Source organism: Flavobacterium sp. HSC-32F16 (assembly GCF_024171645.1).
GTDB lineage: Bacteria > Bacteroidota > Bacteroidia > Flavobacteriales > Flavobacteriaceae > Flavobacterium.
This window is the reverse complement of sequence record NZ_JALKAC010000013.1, coordinates 29,375-52,003: the sequence shown is the minus strand read 5'-3', so window position 1 is coordinate 52,003 and position 22,629 is coordinate 29,375. Positions and strand designations below refer to the sequence as shown.

Here is a 22,629-nt window from a genome sequence, read left to right as displayed (position 1 = left end):
GATTCTGTATTTTAGAATTTTAAATTAACGTTAAGACTGTAATTTCTGGTTGTTGGTAAAGATAAACTCTCTAACCCTTGTGCGTTTCCAGTATTGAAAGCTGTTTCAGGATCAATATTTGGTGCATCTTTATAGATAAAGAACAGGTTACGACCAACAGCAGTAATGCTTGCTCCTTCTAATCCCAGTTTCTTAACAAATGACTTATTGAAATTGTAAGCCAGTTTTATTTCTCTCATTTTTACAAAAGTTGAACTGTAAATATAGGCTTCACTAATATTGTAAGATCCTTTATAATATTCCTGCGCACTAACCACTTTATTGTTTGGAGTTCCATTAGAAAATACTCCGTCAAATATCATCCCGTCATCATATACCTGTGCGCCGCCTGGAGCAGCTGCGCCATCAGGAAGCAAGTTTTTTGTACTCACTGCACCTGCGGTTGTTATGTAATAATTTAATCCGCCATTTTCAGCATCACGACCTGGAAGAGTCTGAGCTAAAACTCCTGTATAAGTACCTGTTCTATTCGTTCCTGAGAAAATCTCTCCACCTACACTAGCATCAACAAGGAATGAAAATTCAAGGTTTTTATAAGATAAAGTGTTAGTAACACCCGCTAAATAATCTGGAGTATAATGACCTAATACTCTTTTTTGCGGATCGGCTCTTGGTAATCCATTATTATCAACTACAATTTTACCATTAGCGTCACGCAGATATGCAGTACCATAAAGTGCTCCGTAAGCTTGTCCAACAGAAGCTAATACATCAACACCTCCCGAAGAACCAATTGTGTAATTTTGAATCTGTTTTTCATAGTCAAGAATTTTAACTTCGCTTATATTCTTTGAATAATTCACACCGATATTCCATTTGAAATCCTGAGTCTGGATAGGAGTTCCATCCAATTGAATTTCGATACCACGGTTGTTTATTTTACCTGCATTGATCAATTGTGTATTATAACCGCTTGAAGTAGTGGTTTTAATCTCTAAAATCTGATCAAAACTGTTCGTGTTATAATAAGCGGCATCAAAATGTAATCTGTTTTTCCAGAAAGAAGCTTCTAAACCTACCTCAGTAGAACGAGTTGTTTCTGGTTTCAGGTTCTCATTCAATTTCTTTTGTGAAGAAGTTTGAATAGGATTTCCGTCAAATGCAGTTTGGAAATTATAAACTGTAGACAACTGATACGGATCTGCATCATTACCAACTTCAGACCATCCACCGCGTAACTTTAAGAAATCAAGTGTATTGCTTTTTAAATTTAAGGCTTCAGATAATATTAAACTTCCATTAATAGATGGGTAAAAATAAGAACGGTTGCTGCTTGGTAATGTCGATGACCAGTCATTACGAGCGGTAAGATTTAAATAAGCGTAATTTTTATACCCAAATTGTGCCGAAGCATACGCACTATATACTCTTAATCTTGATAATGTATTTGATGATGTCAGCGGATCTCTCGAATTTGTTAAGGTATATAAATCCGGTACAGCTAAACGTGGTGCTTTTTGATAATTGTTTGCATCGCTGTGATTACGAATATTAAATCCGGCAAGAGCATCTACAGTAAAATCATCACTTAATTTTTTAGTATAAGTAAAAATACCTTCTGTATTTTGTTCGTTTACAGTGTAAGCATCTTCAGCATAAGATCCGAATGGAGTTCCATTTGTACCATACTTAATCGTATATTTTCTACGATCGTTATAATAATCAACTGCCGTACGGAACCTAAAATTAAGTCCTTCAGCAAGTTTAGCATCTAAATGAAAATCACCAATTATACGGTTACGCTGCTGGCTTGTAGTATTGTAATAGGCATTCCAGTAAGGATTGCTGTAGTAACTATTATTCCAGTTAACATCTCTGTTATTTCTAAGCTGATTAATGTCAACCTGACGCCCGAACCAAAGAAATTGAAGCATTACACCCGCAGCACGGTTACCTGATGGGCCACCTGGCAAAGCTGGAGCATTAGTCGTAATATAATTACCTGTAACACCAACTTTTAAGTTTTCTGATATTTGGTAATTTGTATTAATAGAAAAGTTAGTTTTGTTTACTTCACTATTAGGAACTGTTCCTGTTTGTTTTTGATTGTTTACTCCAAGACGAAAATCTGATTTTTCATCTGACCGCGCTACAGAAATACTATTATCAAAAGTAAGTCCTGTATTAAAGAAATCTTTTACATTGTTAGGATGTGCTACAAAAGGCACTGCTTCTCCATTTGAATAAAATTGCGGAATAAGACGGCCGTCTAATTTAGGCCCCCAGCTTTCATCAACACCATCATTGATACCGCCTCCTTTACCATCTACATAACTAAATCTTCCGTTAGATCCTTGTCCAAATGAATTTTGAAAACTTGGCAGAGTAGCCACTTGAGAGATTGTGATACCAGAATTGAAAGTGATACCAAGTCCCTTTTGACCTTTTCCAGATTTTGTAGTAATCAAAACAACACCATGTGCCGCACGTGATCCGTAAAGTGCCGCTGCGTTAGGTCCTTTTAATACTGTTAATGTCTCAATATCGTTTGGATTCAAATCGGCAATCGCATTTTTGAAATCACGAGTTGCACCACCAACACTTCCTAATTGCGAGTTATCTACAGGAATTCCATCAACCACAAATAAAGGCTGGTTATTTCCCGCAATAGAGGTTTCTCCACGAATAATAATACGCGAAGATCCCATATCACCCTGAGAATTCGTAATACGAACTCCGGCTAATTTACCGCTAAGACTATTTAAAAAGTTAGTTTCTTTTGTATCAGCGATATCCTTGTTTTTAAGAGCCTGAGTGGTATATCCTAAAGATTTCTTTTCTTTTGTAATACCCAGTGCCGTAACTACAACTTCTGATAATTGATTTTGTTCTTCAGTAAGATCAATAACAACTCTATTTTCAGTAACTACAATTTCTCTTTTTTTGTAACCCAAAAAACTCACTATTAATGTATAAGGAAGTTTTTGTCCCGTCTGGAAAAAGAACTTTCCATCAAAATCTGTAATAACCCCGTGAGTAGTACCTTTAATGTTAATTGAAGCACCAATAACAGGCTCCTTTGTTACAGCATCAATTACTGTTCCTTCTAGTTTCGACTGGATTAAAGGCTTAGTCTCCTGAGCATTAATCCCTATGGAAATCAACAAAATACATAACCATGTATATCTATTTAATATTTTTTTCATTACTTTGTTTTAGTTTAATAAATAAGGCTGGCTAAACGGATTACTCCGCACCGCTTACCTTTCTAAGAGATGTACAATTTCTTTAAGCTTCGCCATTTCTGCTGCAACAGAAATGGTTTTTTTTTTATTATCTGCAACACATTCGTTTTTTCATTTTTCTTTTTTTTGATTACTATTATTATGAATTGGCTTTTACAAAATTTTAGCCCTAAAATTTAAGGCGGTTTTAACTAAAAAATTGGCATGAATTTGAGATTGAAGAATTCTAATCGCGAACTTATGAGGCAGAAATTCCAAATAGTTTAATGCTTGTTCAAAATTGAAATGTATCCTGAAATCTTTAATCTTTTAACTTTATTTTAAATTCTACTAATTTGATAGAACAAAAGTATATTTAAAAATAGTAACCAAAAAGTTTTAAGTACACTTTTTGCAAAAAAATTGTTAACTAAAACCTTTTAGTAATTATAAACATCTAAAAATAAGATAGTTATAATTTTTAATTATTTTCTATTTTGTGTAAGATTTTTTTTAAACGAATGGAAAAAATTAGAAATATCTAGTATTTAAAAACTTATTTTGAACAAAAAAAAACGCCTGACTTCTAAAAAGAAATTAGGCGTTTTTTAAGATTAGATCTTAAAAAAATCCAAATCCCGGAAATTGGAATTTAGATTTAATTATTGAATTTTTATATTTTTTTAGTCTAAAACAAAGCTCACACTTACATTAGCGGTGATTTCGATTTCTCCAATGGCAAGAGTTTGGTTTGAAGCACCAGAGGCATCCATCATTTCAGTTTTCATAGCTGCATACATTGGTCTTGGATGATATACTTGTGAGTTATCAGAAATTGTAAACGCTTTACCTACTTTTTGACCTAAAACAGATACATACTCTTCTGCTTTTACTTTAGCATCTTTCATTGCTATTTTTCTTGCCTCAGATTGGTATTGTGCTAATTTAGAAGACTCAAAAGAAACATTATCAATACGGTTAATTCCCTGTTGTACCAAACCTTCCATTAACTCATCATATTTGTTTAAATCTTTTAATACGATTTCAACTGTTTGAGTGGCATTATAACTTGTTTTCTTTTTCTCGTAATCGTACTGCGGATTAAGAGCTACTTGTTTTGTTTTGAAATCTGCTGTTGGAACATTCATTTTTTTGATGAATTTTAAAACCGCATCCATTTTTTCGTCATTTTGCTTTTTGACGTCTTTAGCATTATTCCCTTTTGTTTCAACTGTAGCTGAAATACAAACCTGATCAGGGGCTACTTTTACTTTTCCTTCTCCATTAACATTAATTAGAGGTATTTGTTTAATTTCCTGGCCGTAAGACATAGTCATAAACATGATTGTTAAAAATAATACTAATTTTTTCATTTTTTGTGATATTTAAGTTATTTGATAAAGGCATTTCAAAAGTTATGCCAGCATTATAATTTTCCCATTTTTGCCATTACAAAAAGTATCAAAATTGGAATTGCTAATAAAATTACCATTAAACTATGATCCGCAAATAATGAAGGTTCTTTTATCAAAGTAATTAAGTATCCGCCTATAGCACCTCCAAAATGCGCTGTATGACCAATATTGTCATTCTTGGCTTTCATTCCGTAAATTGAGTACAATAAATATAAAATTCCGAAAAGATATGCCGGTATCGGAATAACAAAAAATATTCCCAGCATCATATCGGGCTGTAATAATATAGCCGAATATAAAACGCCGGTAACAGCTCCCGAAGCTCCAACCGCACGATAGCTGTAATCATTTTTATGAAAGAGCATGGTTAGCAAACTTCCAAAAATTAAACTTCCAAAATAAATTAAAACGAAAGAAAAATTTCCAAGCCACTGCAAAACAACAGGTGCAAAAAACCAAAGCGTAAGCATATTAAATAATAAATGCATCATATCAGCATGCAAAAAACCAGATGAAAGCATTCTAATCTGTTCGCCCGCACGAATACTTCCTACATGAAATTCAAATTTTCTAAAAAAAGCATAATCATTAAAACCTTTATAGCTGATAAGTACATTGGCCACTATAATTCCAATTAAAATGGTATTCATAAATAATATTTAATGTGAAATGTAAATATAGTCAATCTCAAACATATCTCGATGACAATCCAAAATATCGATCATTTCTCATTTTTACTTTATATTTGTAAAAAAAAATTAGATGCAGTTTATCGTTTATATATTAGCCTACCCATTACTTTGGCTTATCTCTATACTTCCGTTTCGCCTATTTTATTTATTCTCAGACTTTGTTTACTTTTTGGTTTACAGGGTTATAAAATATCGTAAAAAAGTAGTGCGAGAAAATCTGGCTCTTACTTTACCTCATTTAAGTGATGCTGAAAGAAAAGTAATAGAAAAAAAATTCTATCATCATATGTGCGATATGTTTTTGGAAATGATCAAAACCATGAGTATTTCACCTGAAGAAATGGAAAAAAGATTTCAGGTTACTAATATCGATTTGGTACAGGATTATTATAAAAAAGGCAAAAGCGTTATCCTTGTTGCTTCGCACTATGCAAGTTACGAATGGCTTTTAACTATTAATCCTAAATTAGGTTTTCAGGGAGTTGCGGTTTATAAAAGACTGGCCAATCGTTATTTTGATCAACTAATTAGAAAAATACGATCAAAATACAACACTGAAATGGTCGAAACCAGAAAAGCAATTCCAACAATGGCACAAAACCAGCGTGACGGAAAATTGAGTATATATGGTTTAGCAAGCGATCAATCTCCTAAACTGGACAGAATTTTTCATTCTATGAAATTTATGGGCATTGAAGTTCCTGTGCATACCGGGGCCGAAATGCTGGCAAAAAAATACGATCTGAGTGTAATTATGGTAAAAGTTACAAAAGTGGCTAGAGGGTTTTATGAAGCTACATTTCTATCTATTGCAGATAACCCGAATGATTACGAAAATTTTGATATTACCGAGAAGTATTTAAAAGAAGTAGAAAAACAAATTTATGAAGCTCCCGAATATTATTTATGGACGCATAAAAGATGGAAACATAAAATAGAATAATAAAAAATCCCTCTTTCAAAAAGAATGAAAGAGGGATTTTTTTATGTCGTAATCCAAAAATTAAATTCCTGCAATTACTTTTATTTCATCAATAATTCGAAGAGCTAATTTATCTGCTGCATCCTGCGAAGGGGCTTCAGTGTAGATTCTGATAATTGGTTCTGTATTTGATTTTCTTAAATGAACCCATTCTGAAGCAAAATCAATTTTCACACCATCAATAGTCGAAATATCTTCGTTTTTATATTTTTCAGTCATTTGGGTTAAAATCGCATCAACATCGATTTGAGGTGTTAATTCGATTTTATTTTTGCTCATATAATATTCCGGATAAGAAGCTCTCAACGCAGAAACCGATATCTTTTTATTCGCTAAATGCGTTAAAAACAAAGCCACTCCTACCAGACTGTCTCTTCCGTAATGTAATTCAGGATAAATAATTCCGCCATTACCTTCTCCGCCAATAATCGCGTTATTTTTTTTCATTAATTCCACAACGTTTACTTCTCCTACGGCACTTGCTTCGTAATTTCCATTATGTGCATTTGTCACATCACGCAATGCACGTGAAGATGACATATTCGAAACTGTATTTCCAGGAGTTTTACTCAAAACATAATCGGCACAAGCCACCAAAGTATATTCTTCACCAAACATCTCTCCGTCTTCGCTTATAAAAGCCAAACGATCAACATCTGGATCTACAACAACTCCTAAATGCGCTTTTTCTTTTACAACTAATTCAGAAATGTCCGTTAAATGCTCTTTTAATGGTTCCGGATTGTGTGGAAAATGTCCGTTTGGTTCGCAGTACAATTCGACAACTTCTACGCCCATTAGTTTTAATAATTTCGGAATAATAATTCCTCCAGACGAGTTTACACCGTCAACCACAACTTTAAATTTTGCCGCTTTTACAGCTTCAGCATCAACTAAAGGTAAGTTTAAAACCTCGTCAATATGAATATCCATATACGCATCATTTAGAGTAATTTCCCCTAAATTATCAACATCCGAGAAATCGAAAGCCTCAGCTTCAGCAATTTCAAGGATTTTAGCACCATCGTCACCACTTAAAAATTCACCTTTTTCGTTTAGTAATTTTAAAGCATTCCATTGTTTAGGATTATGAGATGCCGTTAAGATAATTCCCCCGTCTGCTTTTTCTAATGGAACAGCAACCTCTACAGTTGGTGTTGTAGAAAGTCCAAGATCGATTACATTAATTCCTAAACCTATTAAAGTATTTACAACCAAATTATGAATCATTGGTCCCGAAATTCTGGCATCACGACCAATTACAACCGTTAATTTTTCTTTTGAAGTATTGTTTTTTAGAAAAGTTCCGTATGCCGATGCAAACTTTACAGCATCAACAGGAGTCAGGTTATCTCCAACTTTTCCACCAATAGTTCCTCGTATCCCCGAAATCGATTTTATTAAAGTCATCTTTGTGAGTTATGGTTATTTTATTACAAATATAGAAAAGTTGCTAAGGTTCTAAGATACTAAGCTGCTAAGTTTTTCAAATATCTTAAAAAAAAATCTTTCATATTAAGGCGCTGAGTTTCTAAGCTGGAGATAATATTTTATAAGAATCAAACACTAAGATTTTAAAATAATCGTTTGTTAAAAGGTTTAGAAAGCTGATTAATATAACAAAAAGATTTAAAAAAGTTTTTATACATTTACAAGAATAAGCTCAGATTTGAGTCTCTCAGACTCTTAAAAACTTAAAAAAATCAAAATGAATTTCTTAGCCCACATATATCTTTCCGGAGAAAATGACTTAATTAAAATTGGCAATTTTATGGCTGATGGAATTCGCGGCAAACAATTTGAACAATTCCCTGCTGATGTTCAAAAAGGAATCCTTTTACATCGTTTTATTGACACTTATACAGATTCGCATGATATTTTCAGACAAAGCACAAAACGTCTGCATGAAAAATATCATCACTATTCAGGCGTAATCGTTGATATTGTTTACGATCATTTTTTAGCCAAAAACTGGACGAATTATTCGGGTGAAAAACTGGAAGATTTTATAAATAGATTTTACAACTCACTGCATGAAAATTATTCTATTTTAACCGAAAAAACACAGGGTTTAATGCCTTACATGATTGAAAGAAACTGGCTTTTAAGTTATAAAAGCGTCGAAGGCATTCACCAGATTTTAACGCAAATGGACAGAAGATCAAAAAACATCTCCAAAATGCAGTTTGCAAGCGAGGAATTAAAAGAGTTTTACACTGAATTTGAACAGGAATTCACCGTATTTTTTGAAGATCTTCAGCAGCATACCAAACAAAAATTACTCTCATTATAAATAAAACCGATTATGAAAAAAATTTCACTTCTATTTTATTTTATTTCTATTTATAGTTTCGCTCAGCATACGGCAGCACCAACAGGATTAGCTGCCTCAAAAGCGATGGTGGTTTCAGCCCGCGAAGAAGCGTCAAAAATTGGCGTTGAAATCATGAAAAAAGGCGGTAATGCTTTTGATGCTATGGCTGCTACCGAACTCGCTCTTGCGGTTGCGTATCCATATGCCGGAAATCTTGGCGGAGGAGGATTTATGGTTTACAGAAAAGCAAATGGCGAAGTCGGCAGTTTAGATTATCGCGAAAAAGCGCCCCTTGCCGCAACAAAAAATATGTTTCTGGATAAAGAAGGAAATGTAATAAAAGGCAAAAGCACCGAATCGGCTTTAGCAATTGGTGTTCCGGGAACTATTGCGGGCGTTTTTGCAGTTCAAAAAAAACTGGGATCTCTGCCAATGTCAGAGATTTTAAAACCTGTAATTGCCCTTGCCGAAAAAGGCGTTGTTGTAACTAAAAAACAACAGAAACAATTAGAAGCTTATCATGATGCCATTGTAAAAGCAAATGGTCCAAATACTTTGATGGCTGGAAAATTTAAAGAGGGAGACACTATTAAATATCCTGCTCTTGCCAGCACTTTAAAACGAATTTCAAAAAACGGAAAAGACGAGTTTTACAAAGGTAAAACGGCGCAGGTTCTAGTTGATTATTTGAAGAAAAAAGGCGGTATAATAACCTTAAAAGATTTATCGGCATATGAAGCAAAATGGAGAAATCCGTTACAGTTTGATTACAAAGATTTAAAAATAACGTCGATGGCACCTCCAAGCAGCGGCGGAATTTGTCTGGCTCAAATCATGAAAATGATTTCTCCTTTTTATTTGTCTAAAATGGGACATAATTCTGAGCAGTCCATTCAGGTAATTGTAGAAGCAGAAAGAAGAGCTTATGCTGATAGAAGTCAGTTTTTAGGCGATCCTGATTTTGTAAAAATTCCAATTAAAGGGCTTTTATCCGATTCTTATTTAAAAGAAAGAATGTCCAATTTTGACTCAGAAAAAGCTACTTTATCATCTGATATAAAAGAAGGAAAAGTAACATATAACGAAAGTACCGAAACAACTCATTATTCTATTGTAGATCAGTTTGGAAATGCAGTTGCAGCCACAACAACGATAAACGACGGTTTTGGTTCAAAATATTACTGTGATGAATTAGGTTTCTTTTTAAACAACGAAATGGATGATTTCAGTGCAAAACCGGGATCACCAAATATGTTTGGATTAGTTGGAAATGAAGCCAATAGTATTGCACCTCAAAAAAGAATGCTTAGTTCTATGACGCCAACTATTGTAGAAAAAAACGGGAAATTATTTATGGTGGTAGGTTCTCCAGGCGGATCAACTATTATCACGTCTGTGCTGCAGACTATTTTAAATGTTTACGAATATAATTTAAGCATGCAGGATGCTGTAAACGCGCCTCGTTTTCATCATCAGTGGCTTCCGGATCTTATAACTTTTGAACCTGATACTTTTGACAATAAAACGCTGCAAGGCTTAAAATCAAAAGGCTATTTAATCAACGAAAAAACAACGCCGGTAATTGGAAAAGTAGATGCTATTCTAGTTAATCCTGATAACACTCTTGAAGGCGGTGCAGATTTTAGAGGTGATGACAAAGCTACAGGATTTTAAATACAAAAGATTTAAGTAGAAAAATTTGACAAAATCGAATGTTTAGAGCTAAATTTGCATTCTCCGTAATTTTTTAAAATAATAATGATAAAAAAACTGTTTCGACGACTGGAAAGCATTATTGCTTTGGCTCAATCTATTTTGACTCCAAAACAATTCATTTTTTTATCAAGTGTATTAGTTGGAATTTCCTGTGCCTTTGCCGTGATTGTTTTAAAGACTTTTGCCCATAGCGTTTTTTCTTTTGCAACATATATCAGCGGTATTTTAAAACTAGGTTTTATTAATAGTATCCTGCCTATAATTGGTATTCTGCTGACGGTTTTGGTAGTAAAGAAAGTTCTAAACGGAACGATTCAAAAAGGGACTTCTCAAATTTTATATGCGGTTGCCAAAAAAGCCAGTATTATCCCGAAAAAGCAAATGTACGCTCAGATTGTAACAAGCTCTTTAACTGTTGGTTTAGGAGGTTCTGCAGGTTTAGAAAGTCCAATCGTTATTACCGGAGCGGCTTTTGGTTCTAATTACGCTCAAAACTATAAATTAGCTTATAAAGACAGAACTTTACTTATTGGCTGTGGTGTTGCTGCCGGAATTGCCGCTGCATTTAACGCTCCAATTGCCGGAGTTCTTTTTGCTATTGAAGTTTTATTGGTTGACGTGAGTATTTCTGCTTTTACGCCTATTATGATATCGGCTGCGACCGGAGCATTGGTATCAGCAATTGTATTAGACGAAAGCATTCTTTTATCTTTCAAAAAACAAGAAACATTCGATTATCATAATATTCCTTTTTATGTACTTTTAGGCTTATTAACAGGCTTTATGGCTGTTTATTATGCTCGAAATTTTCAAAGAGTAGAACATTATTTTTCAGAACTAAAAATGGGTCCTTATAAAAAAGCCCTGATTGGTTCTTCTCTTTTAGCACTCCTTATTTTTATATTTCCTACTCTTTTTGGTGAGGGTTATGAAAGTATCAAAACTTTATCCGAAAGTGATCCCGGGCAATTATTAGATAATACTTTGTTTGCCAGCTGGAGAAACAATCATTGGGTTTTACTTCTTTTCGTGGGATGTACCATGATGATAAAAGTCTTTGCTTCAGGTCTTACTCTTGGAAGCGGAGGAAATGGGGGAAACTTTGCTCCTTCTCTTTTTTTAGGATCTTATTTAGGGTATTTCTTTTCTAAAATTATAAGCTTAACCGGTTTATCAAAATTACCAATCAGTAATTTTACAATGGTTGGTATGGCCGGAATTCTAAGCGGATTATTCCATGCACCTCTTACAGCGATATTCCTTATTGCAGAAATTACGGGAGGTTATGGCTTGATGATTCCGCTTATGATTGTTTCATCTATTAGTTTTGCGATTTCCAAGCGTTTTGAGAAATATTCGCTTGACGTAAAAAATCTGGCAAAAAAAGGACACGCTTTTACCAGCAATAAAGATTCGAATATTTTATCAACTCTGGATATTGAAACGATTATCCAGACTGATTATTTAACCGTTTCTCCCGAAGATCATTTAAGCAAATTAGTCGATCTTATTTCACATTCTAATCAAGTTGTATTTGCCGTTGTAGACAATGAAAGGAATCTTGTAGGAATCGTACATTTTAATGATATCCGCGAAATTATTTTTAATGCTTACCGCGTAAAATATACTTTAATCAAAGACGTGATGAAAACACCTGCTGCAACCATTTCTTCAAATGACAGCATGGAAATTGTAATGACCAAATTCGAAAGATCAAAATCGGCATTTTTACCCGTTTTGCGAAATGATAAATACTTTGGAATCATTTCAAAATCTATTGCACTTGAAGCTTACAGAATGAAACTGCGTTCTATGACAATAGAATAATTAAGACTTAAAAAATTAAAGTCGTCCAAAAAATATAGGATTTAAAAAAAAGAAAAACGTAGTTCTAAAACTGCGTTAATTTGTTACTAATTGTAACATAAACTTTTGCATTCGAGTACTGAAAGAACAAATCAAAGTGGTAACTTTGCGTTTTGCTCATATTTATGCTAGATAAAGACAATACTATTGAAGTTCTTGGCGCAAGAGTTCATAATCTAAAAAATATCGATATTTCAATTCCGCGTGAAAAACTGGTTGTAATTACCGGTTTATCAGGTTCGGGAAAATCATCTTTGGCATTTGATACTATATATGCCGAAGGACAGCGTCGTTATGTTGAAACTTTTTCAGCTTATGCCAGACAATTCCTTGGCGGATTAGAACGTCCCGATGTTGATAAAATCGACGGACTTTCTCCCGTTATTGCCATCGAACAAAAAACAACCAGTAAAAGTCCGCGTTCAACTGTTGGGACAATTACTGAAATATACGATTTCTTAAGACTTTTATATGCGCGTGGTGCTGATGCTTATAGTTACAACACTGGCGAAAAAATGGTTTCCTATTCTGACGAGCAAATTAAAGATTTGATTATTCAGGATTATAACGGAAAACGAATTAACATACTGGCTCCGGTAATTAAAGCCCGTAAAGGTCATTATGCCGAATTATTCCAGCAGATTACAAAACAAGGGTTTCTAAAAGTCCGCGTTAATGGTGAAGTACAGGATTTGGCAGCCGGAATGAAACTGGACCGTTACAAAACACACGATATTGAAATTGTCGTTGACAGAATGGCTATTGAAAATACAGAAGACAATCAGAAACGATTAGCTGAAAGTATCAATACCGCAATGCATCACGGCGAAAACGTATTGATGATTTTAGATCAGGATTCGAATGAAGTTCGTTATTTCAGCCGAAATTTAATGTGTCCAACAACTGGAATTTCCTATCAAAATCCAGAACCGAATTTATTCTCTTTCAATTCACCAAAAGGTGCCTGCCCGCATTGCAACGGATTAGGAACGGTACACGAAATCAATGCTAAAAAAATAATTCCGAATCCGAAATTATCAATCAAAAGCGGTGGTTTGGCCCCTCTTGGAGAATATAAATCATCCTGGATTTTCAAGCAGTTAGAAACAATTGGAGAGAAATTTGGATTTAAAATTACAGATCCGATAGAGAAAATACCGCAAGAAGCCATGACTATGATTTTGTATGGCGGAAAAGATAAATTTACAGTAAGTTCTAAAGATCTTGGTGTTACCCGCGATTACAAAATTGATTTTGAAGGAATATCAAACTTCATCAAAAATCAATATGACGAAAGCGCAACAACAAGTATAAAACGTTGGGCAAAAGATTTCATGGACGAAATTAATTGTCCGGTCTGCGAAGGTTCGCGTCTTAAAAAAGAAGCCTTGTTTTTTAGAGTTAATGAAAAAAATATCACCGAATTGTGTGATATGGATATTTCAGATTTAACCGCTTGGTTTAAAGATTTGAATAGTCACTTAACTGACAAACAGCTTTTAATTGCTTCTGAAGTTGTAAAAGAAATCAAAGACCGTTTGAACTTTTTAATGAATGTTGGTTTGAATTATTTGGCTTTAAGCAGAAGCTCAAAATCACTTTCTGGCGGTGAAGCGCAGCGTATACGATTAGCAACACAAATTGGCTCACAGCTTGTTGGTGTTTTATATATTTTAGATGAACCGAGTATTGGTTTACACCAAAGAGACAATGAAAAGCTGATTAAATCCCTGGAGCAATTACGTGATATTGGAAACTCTGTTATTGTTGTGGAACATGACAAAGACATGATCGAAACAGCAGATTATGTAATTGATATTGGCCCAAAAGCGGGGAAATATGGCGGAGAAATTATTAGTATTGGAACTCCCGCAGAAACTTTAAAATCAAACACTATTACCGCTCAATATTTGAATGGTAAAATGAAATTAGAGATTCCGAAAGAGCGAAGAAAAGGAAATGGAAAATTTTTAAAACTAACCGGAGCAACAGGAAATAACCTGAAAAATGTTTCGATAGAAATACCTTTAGGTCAATTAATTTGCGTTACGGGAGTTTCAGGAAGCGGAAAATCGACTTTGATTAACGAGACGCTCTACCCTATTTTGAACGCTTATTATTTTAATGGTGTAAAAAAACCACAGCCTTATAAAAAGATTGAAGGTTTAGAACATATAGATAAAGTAATTGATATTGACCAAAGTCCGATTGGAAGAACACCACGTTCAAATCCAGCAACTTATACTGAAGTTTTTACAGAAATAAGAAACTTATTTACCATGACTTCTGAAAGCATGATTCGTGGTTACAAAGCAGGACGTTTCAGCTTCAATGTAAAAGGCGGGCGCTGCGAAACCTGCGAAGGTTCTGGAGTTAGAACTATCGAAATGAACTTTTTACCAGACGTTTACGTAGAATGCGAAACGTGTCAGGGAAAACGTTTTAACAGAGAAACGCTGGAAATTCGATACAAAGGAAAATCTATTTCGGATGTTCTGGATATGACGGTTGACGAAGCGGTTCCGTTTTTTGAAAATATTCCTAAAATCCATAGAAAAGTAAAAACAATTCAGGATGTTGGTTTAGGTTATATTACGCTTGGTCAGCAAAGCACAACACTTTCAGGTGGTGAAGCACAGCGTATCAAACTGGCTGGAGAATTGTCTAAAAAAGATACCGGAAATACTTTCTATATTCTTGATGAACCTACTACAGGTTTGCATTTTGAAGATATTCGCGTTTTAATGGATGTTATCAATAAATTGGTTGATAAAGGAAATACAATTCTGGTTATCGAACACAATATGGACGTTATTAAACTGGCAGATTATATTATTGATATTGGACCTGAAGGCGGAAAAGGCGGCGGACAATTAATCGCTAAAGGAACTCCGGAAGAAGTAGCCAAAAATAAAAAAAGCTATACGGCGAAGTTTTTGAAAAAAGAGCTAGAATAACGTAAATCTTATATGGGATGGATTAAAATCCATCCCTACAATATTAGCCCCTAAGAACTCTATTGTTTAGGTTTGTCGATATTTTCAACAAATTAAAATCCGTTGATGATTTGATACGTCACATAATCTTATTAAAAACCACATCTCTTGTAATCATTTGATAATGAATACAAAAACTTAAATCTACATTATCTCAACATTACTTTTAGATTATAAAGTTTCTTTTTTGTAACAATTCTAGAAAAAAGAGTTAATTTAGTATCCGCTTTTTAAAAAAAATTCAAGTTTTTAAGAAAAGATTTTTTTCAGATAAACCAATTGTTTATTTGAAACCAAATGTCCTGGCCCTAATGGGAACGGCATCTCCCAATTAGAAAAACAAGGCTTTTTTGCTGTAGTTTTTCTAAATCGGGATATAATAGACCGCAGGATTAAGCTCTTTCTAGTATTGATGGTTGGAAAAAAGATTAAATAATAAAATTGATGAATTTAAAAATAAGACCTTGGAATAAAGATGACCTGGAAAGTTTAGTCGAGAACGCAAACAATTATGAGGTTTCTAAATTTTTGAGAGATACTTTTCCATATCCTTATTCACATGAAAATGGAATAGATTTTATAAATTTTGCAAACATTGATAACCCAATTCATCTATTCGCAATAGAGATCAATAACAAAGCGGTTGGAGGAATTGGAATCAAACCTCAAGCTGACATTATGAGAAAAAATGCTGAATTAGGTTATTGGCTAGGGCAAAATTACTGGGGAAAAGGAATTATAAGTCAATCTATAAAAGAAGTTGTAGATTTTGGATTCAAAACATATGATATTGAGCGAATTTATGCCAGTACGTATGGAACAAATATTGCTTCACAAAAAGTACTAGAAAAAAATAAATTTAAGCTTGAAGCAAAAATTGAAAAAAATATTTTTAAAAATGGAGAATATTTCGATGAATTAATCTATGCAATAAGAAGAAAATAAAAATATAAATAATTAAAATACCTAAAATGAGATTAGAAGATTTTGATAATGATGAGGATAAAGTAATCCAGGACAGTTTAAAACAAAAAACCTGGAATGAAATTCGAACCAATGACAGCTGGGCGATTTTTAAAATCATGTCCGAATTTGTAAACGGTTACGAGAGCATGGGGCGTATTGGACCATGTGTATCTATTTTTGGATCGGCGAGAACAAAACCAGATGATAAATATTATTTACTGGCAGAAAAAATTGCTTTTAAAATTAGTAAAGCCGGTTATGGCGTAATTACGGGAGGAGGCCCGGGAATTATGGAAGCCGGAAATAAAGGTGCGCATTTAGGCGGTGGAACTTCGGTTGGTTTAAACATCGAACTGCCTTTTGAACAGCATTTTAACCCTTATATTGATCACGACAAAAACCTTAATTTCGATTATTTCTTTGTGAGAAAAGTAATGTTCGTAAAATATTCACAAGGTTTTGTGGTTATGCCTGGAGGTTTTGGAACGCTTGACGAAATGTTTGAAGCGATTACTTTAATCCAGACTAAGAAAATTGGAAAATTCCCAATTATATTAGTTGGCGTAGAATTTTGGTCTGGTTTGATCGAATGGGTAAAAACAGTTTTGGTAGAAAAAATGCATACGGTAAGCCCGGAAGATTTGAACTTATTCAAAATCGTAGACACAGAGGATGAAGTAGTTGATGTTTTAGATAAATTCTACAAGAAATACGATTTAAGTCCGAATTTCTAATGTTTTTTTAAACCATATAAGTTATACAAGATAATTTAAGAAGCATTAATTCCGCTTAAATAACATAAACTTATATCACTTATAGGGTGAAATCACATTAAGTATCACAAAAATTGAGAGCTGTTTTTTTAAACAGCTTTTTTTGTACTATTTTTACACAAAACCAAAACATCTTTATACACGTAACTTAAGGTAAACCAATAATTTTTAAGCCAATTCTTGAAATCATTCTCTAAAATTATAATTTTAATTTTTGCTTTATTTACTTCGATAAAGCAATATGCACAACACCAGTCTAAGATGGAGGTGGCGGTTAATCTTGAACTTAAAACACTGAATGTAAAACAGGATATCACCTATTTTAATACTTCAAATGACACTTTGGATTCGATTGTTTTAAACGATTGGAACAATGCTTTTGCTAACAAAAATACACCTTTGGCAAAACGTTTTTCAGATGAATTTTATCGCGGTTTTCACTTGGCAAAAGCCGTAGAAAGAGGAAACACGACAATTTTAAACCTGACCGATTCAAACTTTATGGCTCTTGAATGGGAAAGAACAGAGAAAAACCCTGATTTCATCGTTATTCGGCTGAATAAAAAACTTCTCCCTGGCGAACAAATTGATTTGCATATCACATACATTTCAAAAATTCCGAGCGATAAATTCACACATTACGGGTTCGATCAAAACGGAATGAACTTAAAAAACTGGTTTTTAACTCCTGCCCGTTTTGAAAATCATAGTTTTGTGAAATACAATAATTTTAATCTGGATGACATTGCAAATGCAGTGTCAGATTATGAACTGGAAGTAAAAGTCCCGAACAATTATTCTATCATAACCGATTTAAATTCGGTTTCAAAAGACAGCACTAATTCAGCTTACAGTATTTATTCCTTTTCTGGAAATAACCGCACTGATTTTAATTTGTTTATAGAAAAACAAAACGACTTTAGAAGTTATAACAATGGAACTATCGAGGTTCTTTCTGATTTAAAAAACAAAAAAATAACCGAGATTCAAAAAGCAATTGTAATTAATCGTGTTGCTGCCTTTGCAAATGAATTTATCGGGAAGTATCCACACGAAAAAATCACGGTTTCGCAGGCAGATTATGAAAGAAATCCGTTTTATGGATTAAATCAGCTTCCTTCTTTTATAAGTCCGTTTTCGGATGAATTTATGTTTGAGATTACTTTTTTCAAAACCTATCTCAACAACTATTTAAAAAATTCGCTTCGTCTCGACCCAAGAAAAGACAATTGGGTTTATGACGGAATCCAGATTTATGCCATGATGAAATACATGGAAGAATATCATTTGGATGAAAAAATGCTGGGCAGACTTTCGAAAATGAAGCTTTTTAAAAGTTACAACATTACTAATCTGACTTTTAACGAGCAGTACAGCTATTATTACATGTTAATGGCTCGTAAAAATCTGGATCAGCCACTTGGTGATCCAAAAAATACTTTAATAAAATTTAACGAACAAATTGCAAGTAAATATCGTGCAGGTTTAAGTTTAAGCTATTTAGATGATTTTTTAAACCATAATATTGTTCCTGAAAGTGTTCAGGAGTTTTACCAGCTCAATAAATTACAACAGACGAATCGTTATGATTTCGAAAAAATTCTAATTAAAAAAAGTCCTAAAAATCTGGATTGGTTTTTTAATACTATAATCGATTCCAGAGAAATTATCGACTATAAGTTTACAAACGTATCGAGAACTGCTGACAGTGTTCAGTTTTCAATAAAAAACAAAACAGACATTTATGCGCCAATTCCGGTTTATGGTCTTAAAAAAAATAAAATTGTTTTTAAGGAATGGATTGAACCAAAACAACCCGATTCGGTTTATCAATTCAGCCGTAAAAATGCAGATAAATTAGTTATTAATTATGATAATGAAGTTCCTGAATTCAACCAAAGAAACAACTGGAAATCATTAAAAAGTCTGGCAATTACCAATCGCCCAATCAAATTTAACTTTGCTAAGGATTTAGAAGATCCGTATTACAACCAGATTTTATATATTCCAACGCTTACTTATAATTATTACGACGGATTTACGCCCGGAATACGTTTTCACAATAAAACCATTTTAGACAAACCGTTTATATTTGATATTAATCCGGCTTATTCTTTAAAAGCGGGAACATTGTCTGGTTCGTCAGCTTTTTCATGGAGTCAGTATTATCGAAACAGCACTTTATATAATGTACGATATTCTCTAAGCCAAAACTATTATCATTATGCTCCGGATGCCACTTATTTGAGATTAAATCCGATGGTGCAGATTCGAATTCGTGAAGAGAACTTTAGAGACAATAGAAAACAGCTTATTTTATTTCGTCAGGTAATTGTAAATCGTGAAGCAAGTGCTTTTATTACAGATAATTCTAAACCTAATTATTCTATTTTTAATGCGAGATATGCTAATACTAAAACTGAATTATTAGATCATTTTAATTTAATGACCGATGTTCAGTTTTCAAGCGGTTTTGGAAAAGTTTCCGGAGAAGTAGAATACCGAAGATTATTTGAAAATAACAGAAAGTTAAACTTGAGGGTATTTGCCGGAAGTTTCATTTATAACACAACAAATTCAGATTATTTTAGTTTTGGTTTAGATAAGCCAACTGATTATTTATTTGATTACAATATTCTGGGAAGGTCTGAAACTACAGGTTTTTTCAGTCAGCAGTATGTAATTGCCGAAGGTGGATTTAAGTCCAGATTAAATCCTTCATACGCCAATCAATGGATGGCAGCTGTAAACGCAAGTTATTCGTTATGGAACTGGATTGAAGTGTATGGAGACGCTGGATTTTTAAAAAATAAACATCAAAAAGAGTACTTTGGGTACGACAGCGGTATACGTTTAAACCTTGTTCCTGATTATTTTGAACTTTATTTTCCGGTTTACTCGAATAATGGATGGGAAATATCACAAAATAAATACAACGAAAAAATTAGATTTGTGATAACTTTTTCTCCAAGAACATTAGTCACTCTTTTCACTCGAAAATGGTTTTAATTGAATAAATTTTAATCAAAAACATAAATAATTATCAGAAAAAGAACAAAAACAGTAGAAATAACATAAATAAAATACGTAGTTTTTTGGTTTTAAATACAAATAATTAAATTATATTTATTTTAAAGAATTATGATTATTGATTGTTTTTAAGTAATTTCGCAGACTCAACATGACCCCTACAAGATTATGATAACAGAAAAAAGCAATACTACTTTAACCTTTGAAGATTTCAGAACTGAGGTACTGAATGACTACAGAATTGCCGTAACAAGCCGTGAATGTAGTTTATTAGGCCGTAAAGAGGTGTTAACAGGAAAAGCTAAATTCGGGATTTTTGGAGATGGAAAAGAAGTGCCGCAGCTTGCAATGGCAAAAGCCTTTAAAGATGGGGATTTTCGCTCTGGTTATTATCGTGATCAAACTTTTATGATGGCGATTGGCGAATTAACAGCAAAACAATTTTTTGCAGGTTTATATGGCCACACCGATTTAAATTATGATCCAATGTCTGCCGGAAGACAAATGGGCGGACACTTTGTAACGCACAGTTTAAACGAAGACGGATCCTGGAAAGATTTAACAAAACAAAAAAATTCAAGTTCAGATATATCTCCTACAGCAGGACAAATGCCAAGATTATTGGGATTGGCTCAGGCTTCAAAAATTTACAGAAACGTCAGCGGTATTAAAATCAAAGACAAATTTTCTGTAGACGGAAATGAAGTTGCGTGGGGAACAATTGGAAACGCAAGTACATCTGAAGGTTTATTTTTTGAAACCATAAATGCTGCCGGAGTTTTACAAGTTCCGATGGTAATGAGTGTCTGGGATGATGAATACGGAATTTCGGTTCACGCTAAGCATCAAACTACAAAAGAAAATATATCTGAGATCTTAAAAGGATACCAGCGTGATGAAGACTCAAAAGGTTACGAAATCTTTAGAGTAAAAGGATGGGATTATGCTGAGTTGGTTTCGACTTATGAAAGAGCCGGCGCAGTTGCCCGCGAAGAACATATTCCGGTTTTAATTCACGTAAATGAATTAACACAGCCACAAGGCCACTCTACTTCTGGTTCTCATGAACGTTATAAAAATGCAGAAAGACTAGCGTGGGAAAGAGATTTCGACTGTATCCGTCAAATGCGTTTATGGATGATTGCTATTAACATTGCATCTCCAGAAGAATTAGCCGAAATTGATTCTGAATTAAAAAAAGAAGTTCTTGAAGCTAAAAAAGAGGCTTGGAATGATTTTATTAATCCGATAATTGAAGATCAAAAAAATCTTTTAGATTTATTAGAGCAGATTGCTGAGGCAAGCATTAACCATAAAGAAAGAATTAGAAAATATATTTCTGAATTAAATGCGATCAAAGCACCTTTAAAGAAAGAATTACTGGTTTATGCACGTAAAATTCTTCGTTTTATTGAAGTTCCAAACAGCAAAGTTCTTCTATCAAACTGGATTACAAATTTTATTGGAGTTACACAGGGAAGATTCAGCAGTAATTTACATTCTGAGTCTGCACAAAATGTGTTTTCAGTAGAAAAAGTACTTCCTCAATATGCCGAAAATGCAAAACCGGATTTAGACGGAAGAATGATTCTTCGTGATAATTTCGACGCTTTATTCAGCAAATATCCTGAAACTTTAATTTTTGGAGAAGATGTTGGAAACATTGGCGACGTAAATCAGGGTCTTGAAGGGATGCAGGAAAAATACGGAGAACTTCGTGTTGCCGATGTCGGGATTCGTGAAGCAACTATTATTGGTCAGGGAATTGGTATGGCCTTAAGAGGTTTACGCCCAATCGCCGAAATTCAATATCTTGATTATTTACTGTATGCAATTCAAATCATGAGTGATGATTTGGCTACTTTACAATACAGAACTGTTGGAAAACAAAAAGCACCATTAATTATCAGAACCCGCGGACACCGTTTAGAAGGTATCTGGCATTCTGGTTCTCCAATGGGAATGATTATAAATGCTATTCGAGGCATTCATGTTTTGGTTCCTAGAGATATGACGCAGGCTGCAGGATTTTACAATACGCTTTTAGAGTGTGATGAACCGGCTTTAGTAATTGAATGTTTAAATGGTTACCGTTTAAAAGAAAAAACACCTTTGAACTTTGGTGAATTCAAAACGCCGATTGGTGTAGTTGAAACCTTAAAAGAAGGTGCCGATATTACTTTAGTTTCTTACGGATCGACTTTAAGACTGGTTCAGCAGGCGGCAACTGAGTTATTAGATTTAGGAATTGACTGTGAAGTTATTGATATTCAGTCTTTACTTCCGTTTGACATTAATAAAGATATTGTAAAAAGTATTGCTAAAACAAATCGTCTTTTAGTAATCGACGAAGATGTTCCAGGCGGCGCTTCAGCATACATTTTACAGCAGATTCTGGAAGAACAGGATGCTTATAAATACCTTGACAGCAAACCACAAACCCTTGCTGCAAAAGCCCACAGACCTGCTTACGGAACTGATGGTGATTATTTCTCTAAACCTTCTGCCGAAGATATTTTTGAGAAAATTTACAGCATGATGAATGAAGTTAATCCTTCTAAATTTCCTAATTTATACTAAGGATTTAGAATGTTTTAGATAATAAAAAAGCTCCAAAATTTTGGAGCTTTTTTTTGTTTTATATAAGTCGCCAAT

The 22,629-nt window shown here is 33.7% G+C and carries 13 protein-coding genes; 9 read left to right on the top strand and 4 right to left on the bottom strand.

The annotated features are described in order from the left end of the window. Window positions 1-11: 11 nt before the first annotated feature. The 3 genes from L1276_RS24635 to L1276_RS24625 form a co-directional block, all read right to left on the bottom strand. Window positions 12-3,206: a SusC/RagA family TonB-linked outer membrane protein gene (locus tag L1276_RS24635; protein WP_253792521.1), complete on the bottom strand. Its 3,195-nt coding sequence runs from the start codon at window positions 3,204-3,206 to the stop codon at window positions 12-14. A 701-nt stretch (window positions 3,207-3,907) separates the two neighbouring features. Continuing rightward, a complete protein-coding gene (locus tag L1276_RS24630; protein ID WP_253792519.1) occupies window positions 3,908-4,597 on the bottom strand; it encodes an SIMPL domain-containing protein in 690 nt (229 codons plus the stop codon). A gap of 53 nt (window positions 4,598-4,650) precedes the next feature. Continuing rightward, a complete protein-coding gene (locus L1276_RS24625) occupies window positions 4,651-5,289 on the bottom strand; it encodes a rhomboid family intramembrane serine protease (RefSeq protein WP_253792517.1) in 639 nt (212 codons plus the stop codon). A 112-nt stretch (window positions 5,290-5,401) separates the two neighbouring features. On the opposite strand from L1276_RS24625, the gene L1276_RS24620 reads away from it, so the two are divergent. Then, window positions 5,402-6,274 carry a lysophospholipid acyltransferase family protein gene (locus L1276_RS24620; RefSeq protein ID WP_253792515.1) on the top strand — a complete coding sequence of 291 codons (873 nt, stop codon included), beginning with the start codon at window positions 5,402-5,404 and terminating at the stop codon, window positions 6,272-6,274. A 60-nt stretch (window positions 6,275-6,334) separates the two neighbouring features. Here L1276_RS24620 and glmM read toward each other — a convergent pair whose 3' ends face one another. Further along, window positions 6,335-7,723 carry a phosphoglucosamine mutase gene (glmM, locus tag L1276_RS24615; RefSeq protein WP_253792513.1) on the bottom strand — a complete coding sequence of 463 codons (1,389 nt, stop codon included), beginning with the start codon at window positions 7,721-7,723 and terminating at the stop codon, window positions 6,335-6,337. Window positions 7,724-8,021: 298 nt separating this feature from the next. Between glmM and L1276_RS24610 the strand changes: the two genes are divergently transcribed. From L1276_RS24610 to L1276_RS24575, 8 genes are all read left to right on the top strand, one after another. Continuing rightward, window positions 8,022-8,606 carry an ACP phosphodiesterase gene (locus tag L1276_RS24610; RefSeq protein WP_253792511.1) on the top strand — a complete coding sequence of 195 codons (585 nt, stop codon included), beginning with the start codon at window positions 8,022-8,024 and terminating at the stop codon, window positions 8,604-8,606. 12 nt (window positions 8,607-8,618) lie between these two features. After that, window positions 8,619-10,301, top strand: coding sequence for a gamma-glutamyltransferase (gene ggt, locus L1276_RS24605; protein ID WP_253792509.1), 1,683 nt, complete (start codon window positions 8,619-8,621; stop codon window positions 10,299-10,301). Window positions 10,302-10,385: 84 nt separating this feature from the next. Next, the gene (locus L1276_RS24600) at window positions 10,386-12,170 is read left to right on the top strand and encodes a chloride channel protein (protein WP_253792506.1); all 1,785 of its coding nucleotides are present in this window, start codon (window positions 10,386-10,388) and stop codon (window positions 12,168-12,170) included. 164 nt (window positions 12,171-12,334) lie between these two features. Continuing rightward, the gene (gene uvrA, locus L1276_RS24595; protein WP_253792504.1) at window positions 12,335-15,166 is read left to right on the top strand and encodes an excinuclease ABC subunit UvrA; all 2,832 of its coding nucleotides are present in this window, start codon (window positions 12,335-12,337) and stop codon (window positions 15,164-15,166) included. A 483-nt stretch (window positions 15,167-15,649) separates the two neighbouring features. Continuing rightward, on the top strand, window positions 15,650-16,150 hold the full coding sequence (locus L1276_RS24590) for a GNAT family N-acetyltransferase (RefSeq protein ID WP_253792502.1): 501 nt from the start codon (window positions 15,650-15,652) through the stop codon (window positions 16,148-16,150). A gap of 26 nt (window positions 16,151-16,176) precedes the next feature. Further along, a complete protein-coding gene (locus L1276_RS24585; RefSeq protein WP_253792500.1) occupies window positions 16,177-16,905 on the top strand; it encodes a TIGR00730 family Rossman fold protein in 729 nt (242 codons plus the stop codon). 300 nt (window positions 16,906-17,205) lie between these two features. Beyond that, window positions 17,206-19,953: an aminopeptidase gene (locus tag L1276_RS24580; RefSeq protein ID WP_253792603.1), complete on the top strand. Its 2,748-nt coding sequence runs from the start codon at window positions 17,206-17,208 to the stop codon at window positions 19,951-19,953. 189 nt (window positions 19,954-20,142) lie between these two features. Further along, window positions 20,143-22,554: a thiamine pyrophosphate-dependent enzyme gene (locus L1276_RS24575; RefSeq protein WP_253792498.1), complete on the top strand. Its 2,412-nt coding sequence runs from the start codon at window positions 20,143-20,145 to the stop codon at window positions 22,552-22,554. Window positions 22,555-22,629: the final 75 nt, after the last annotated feature.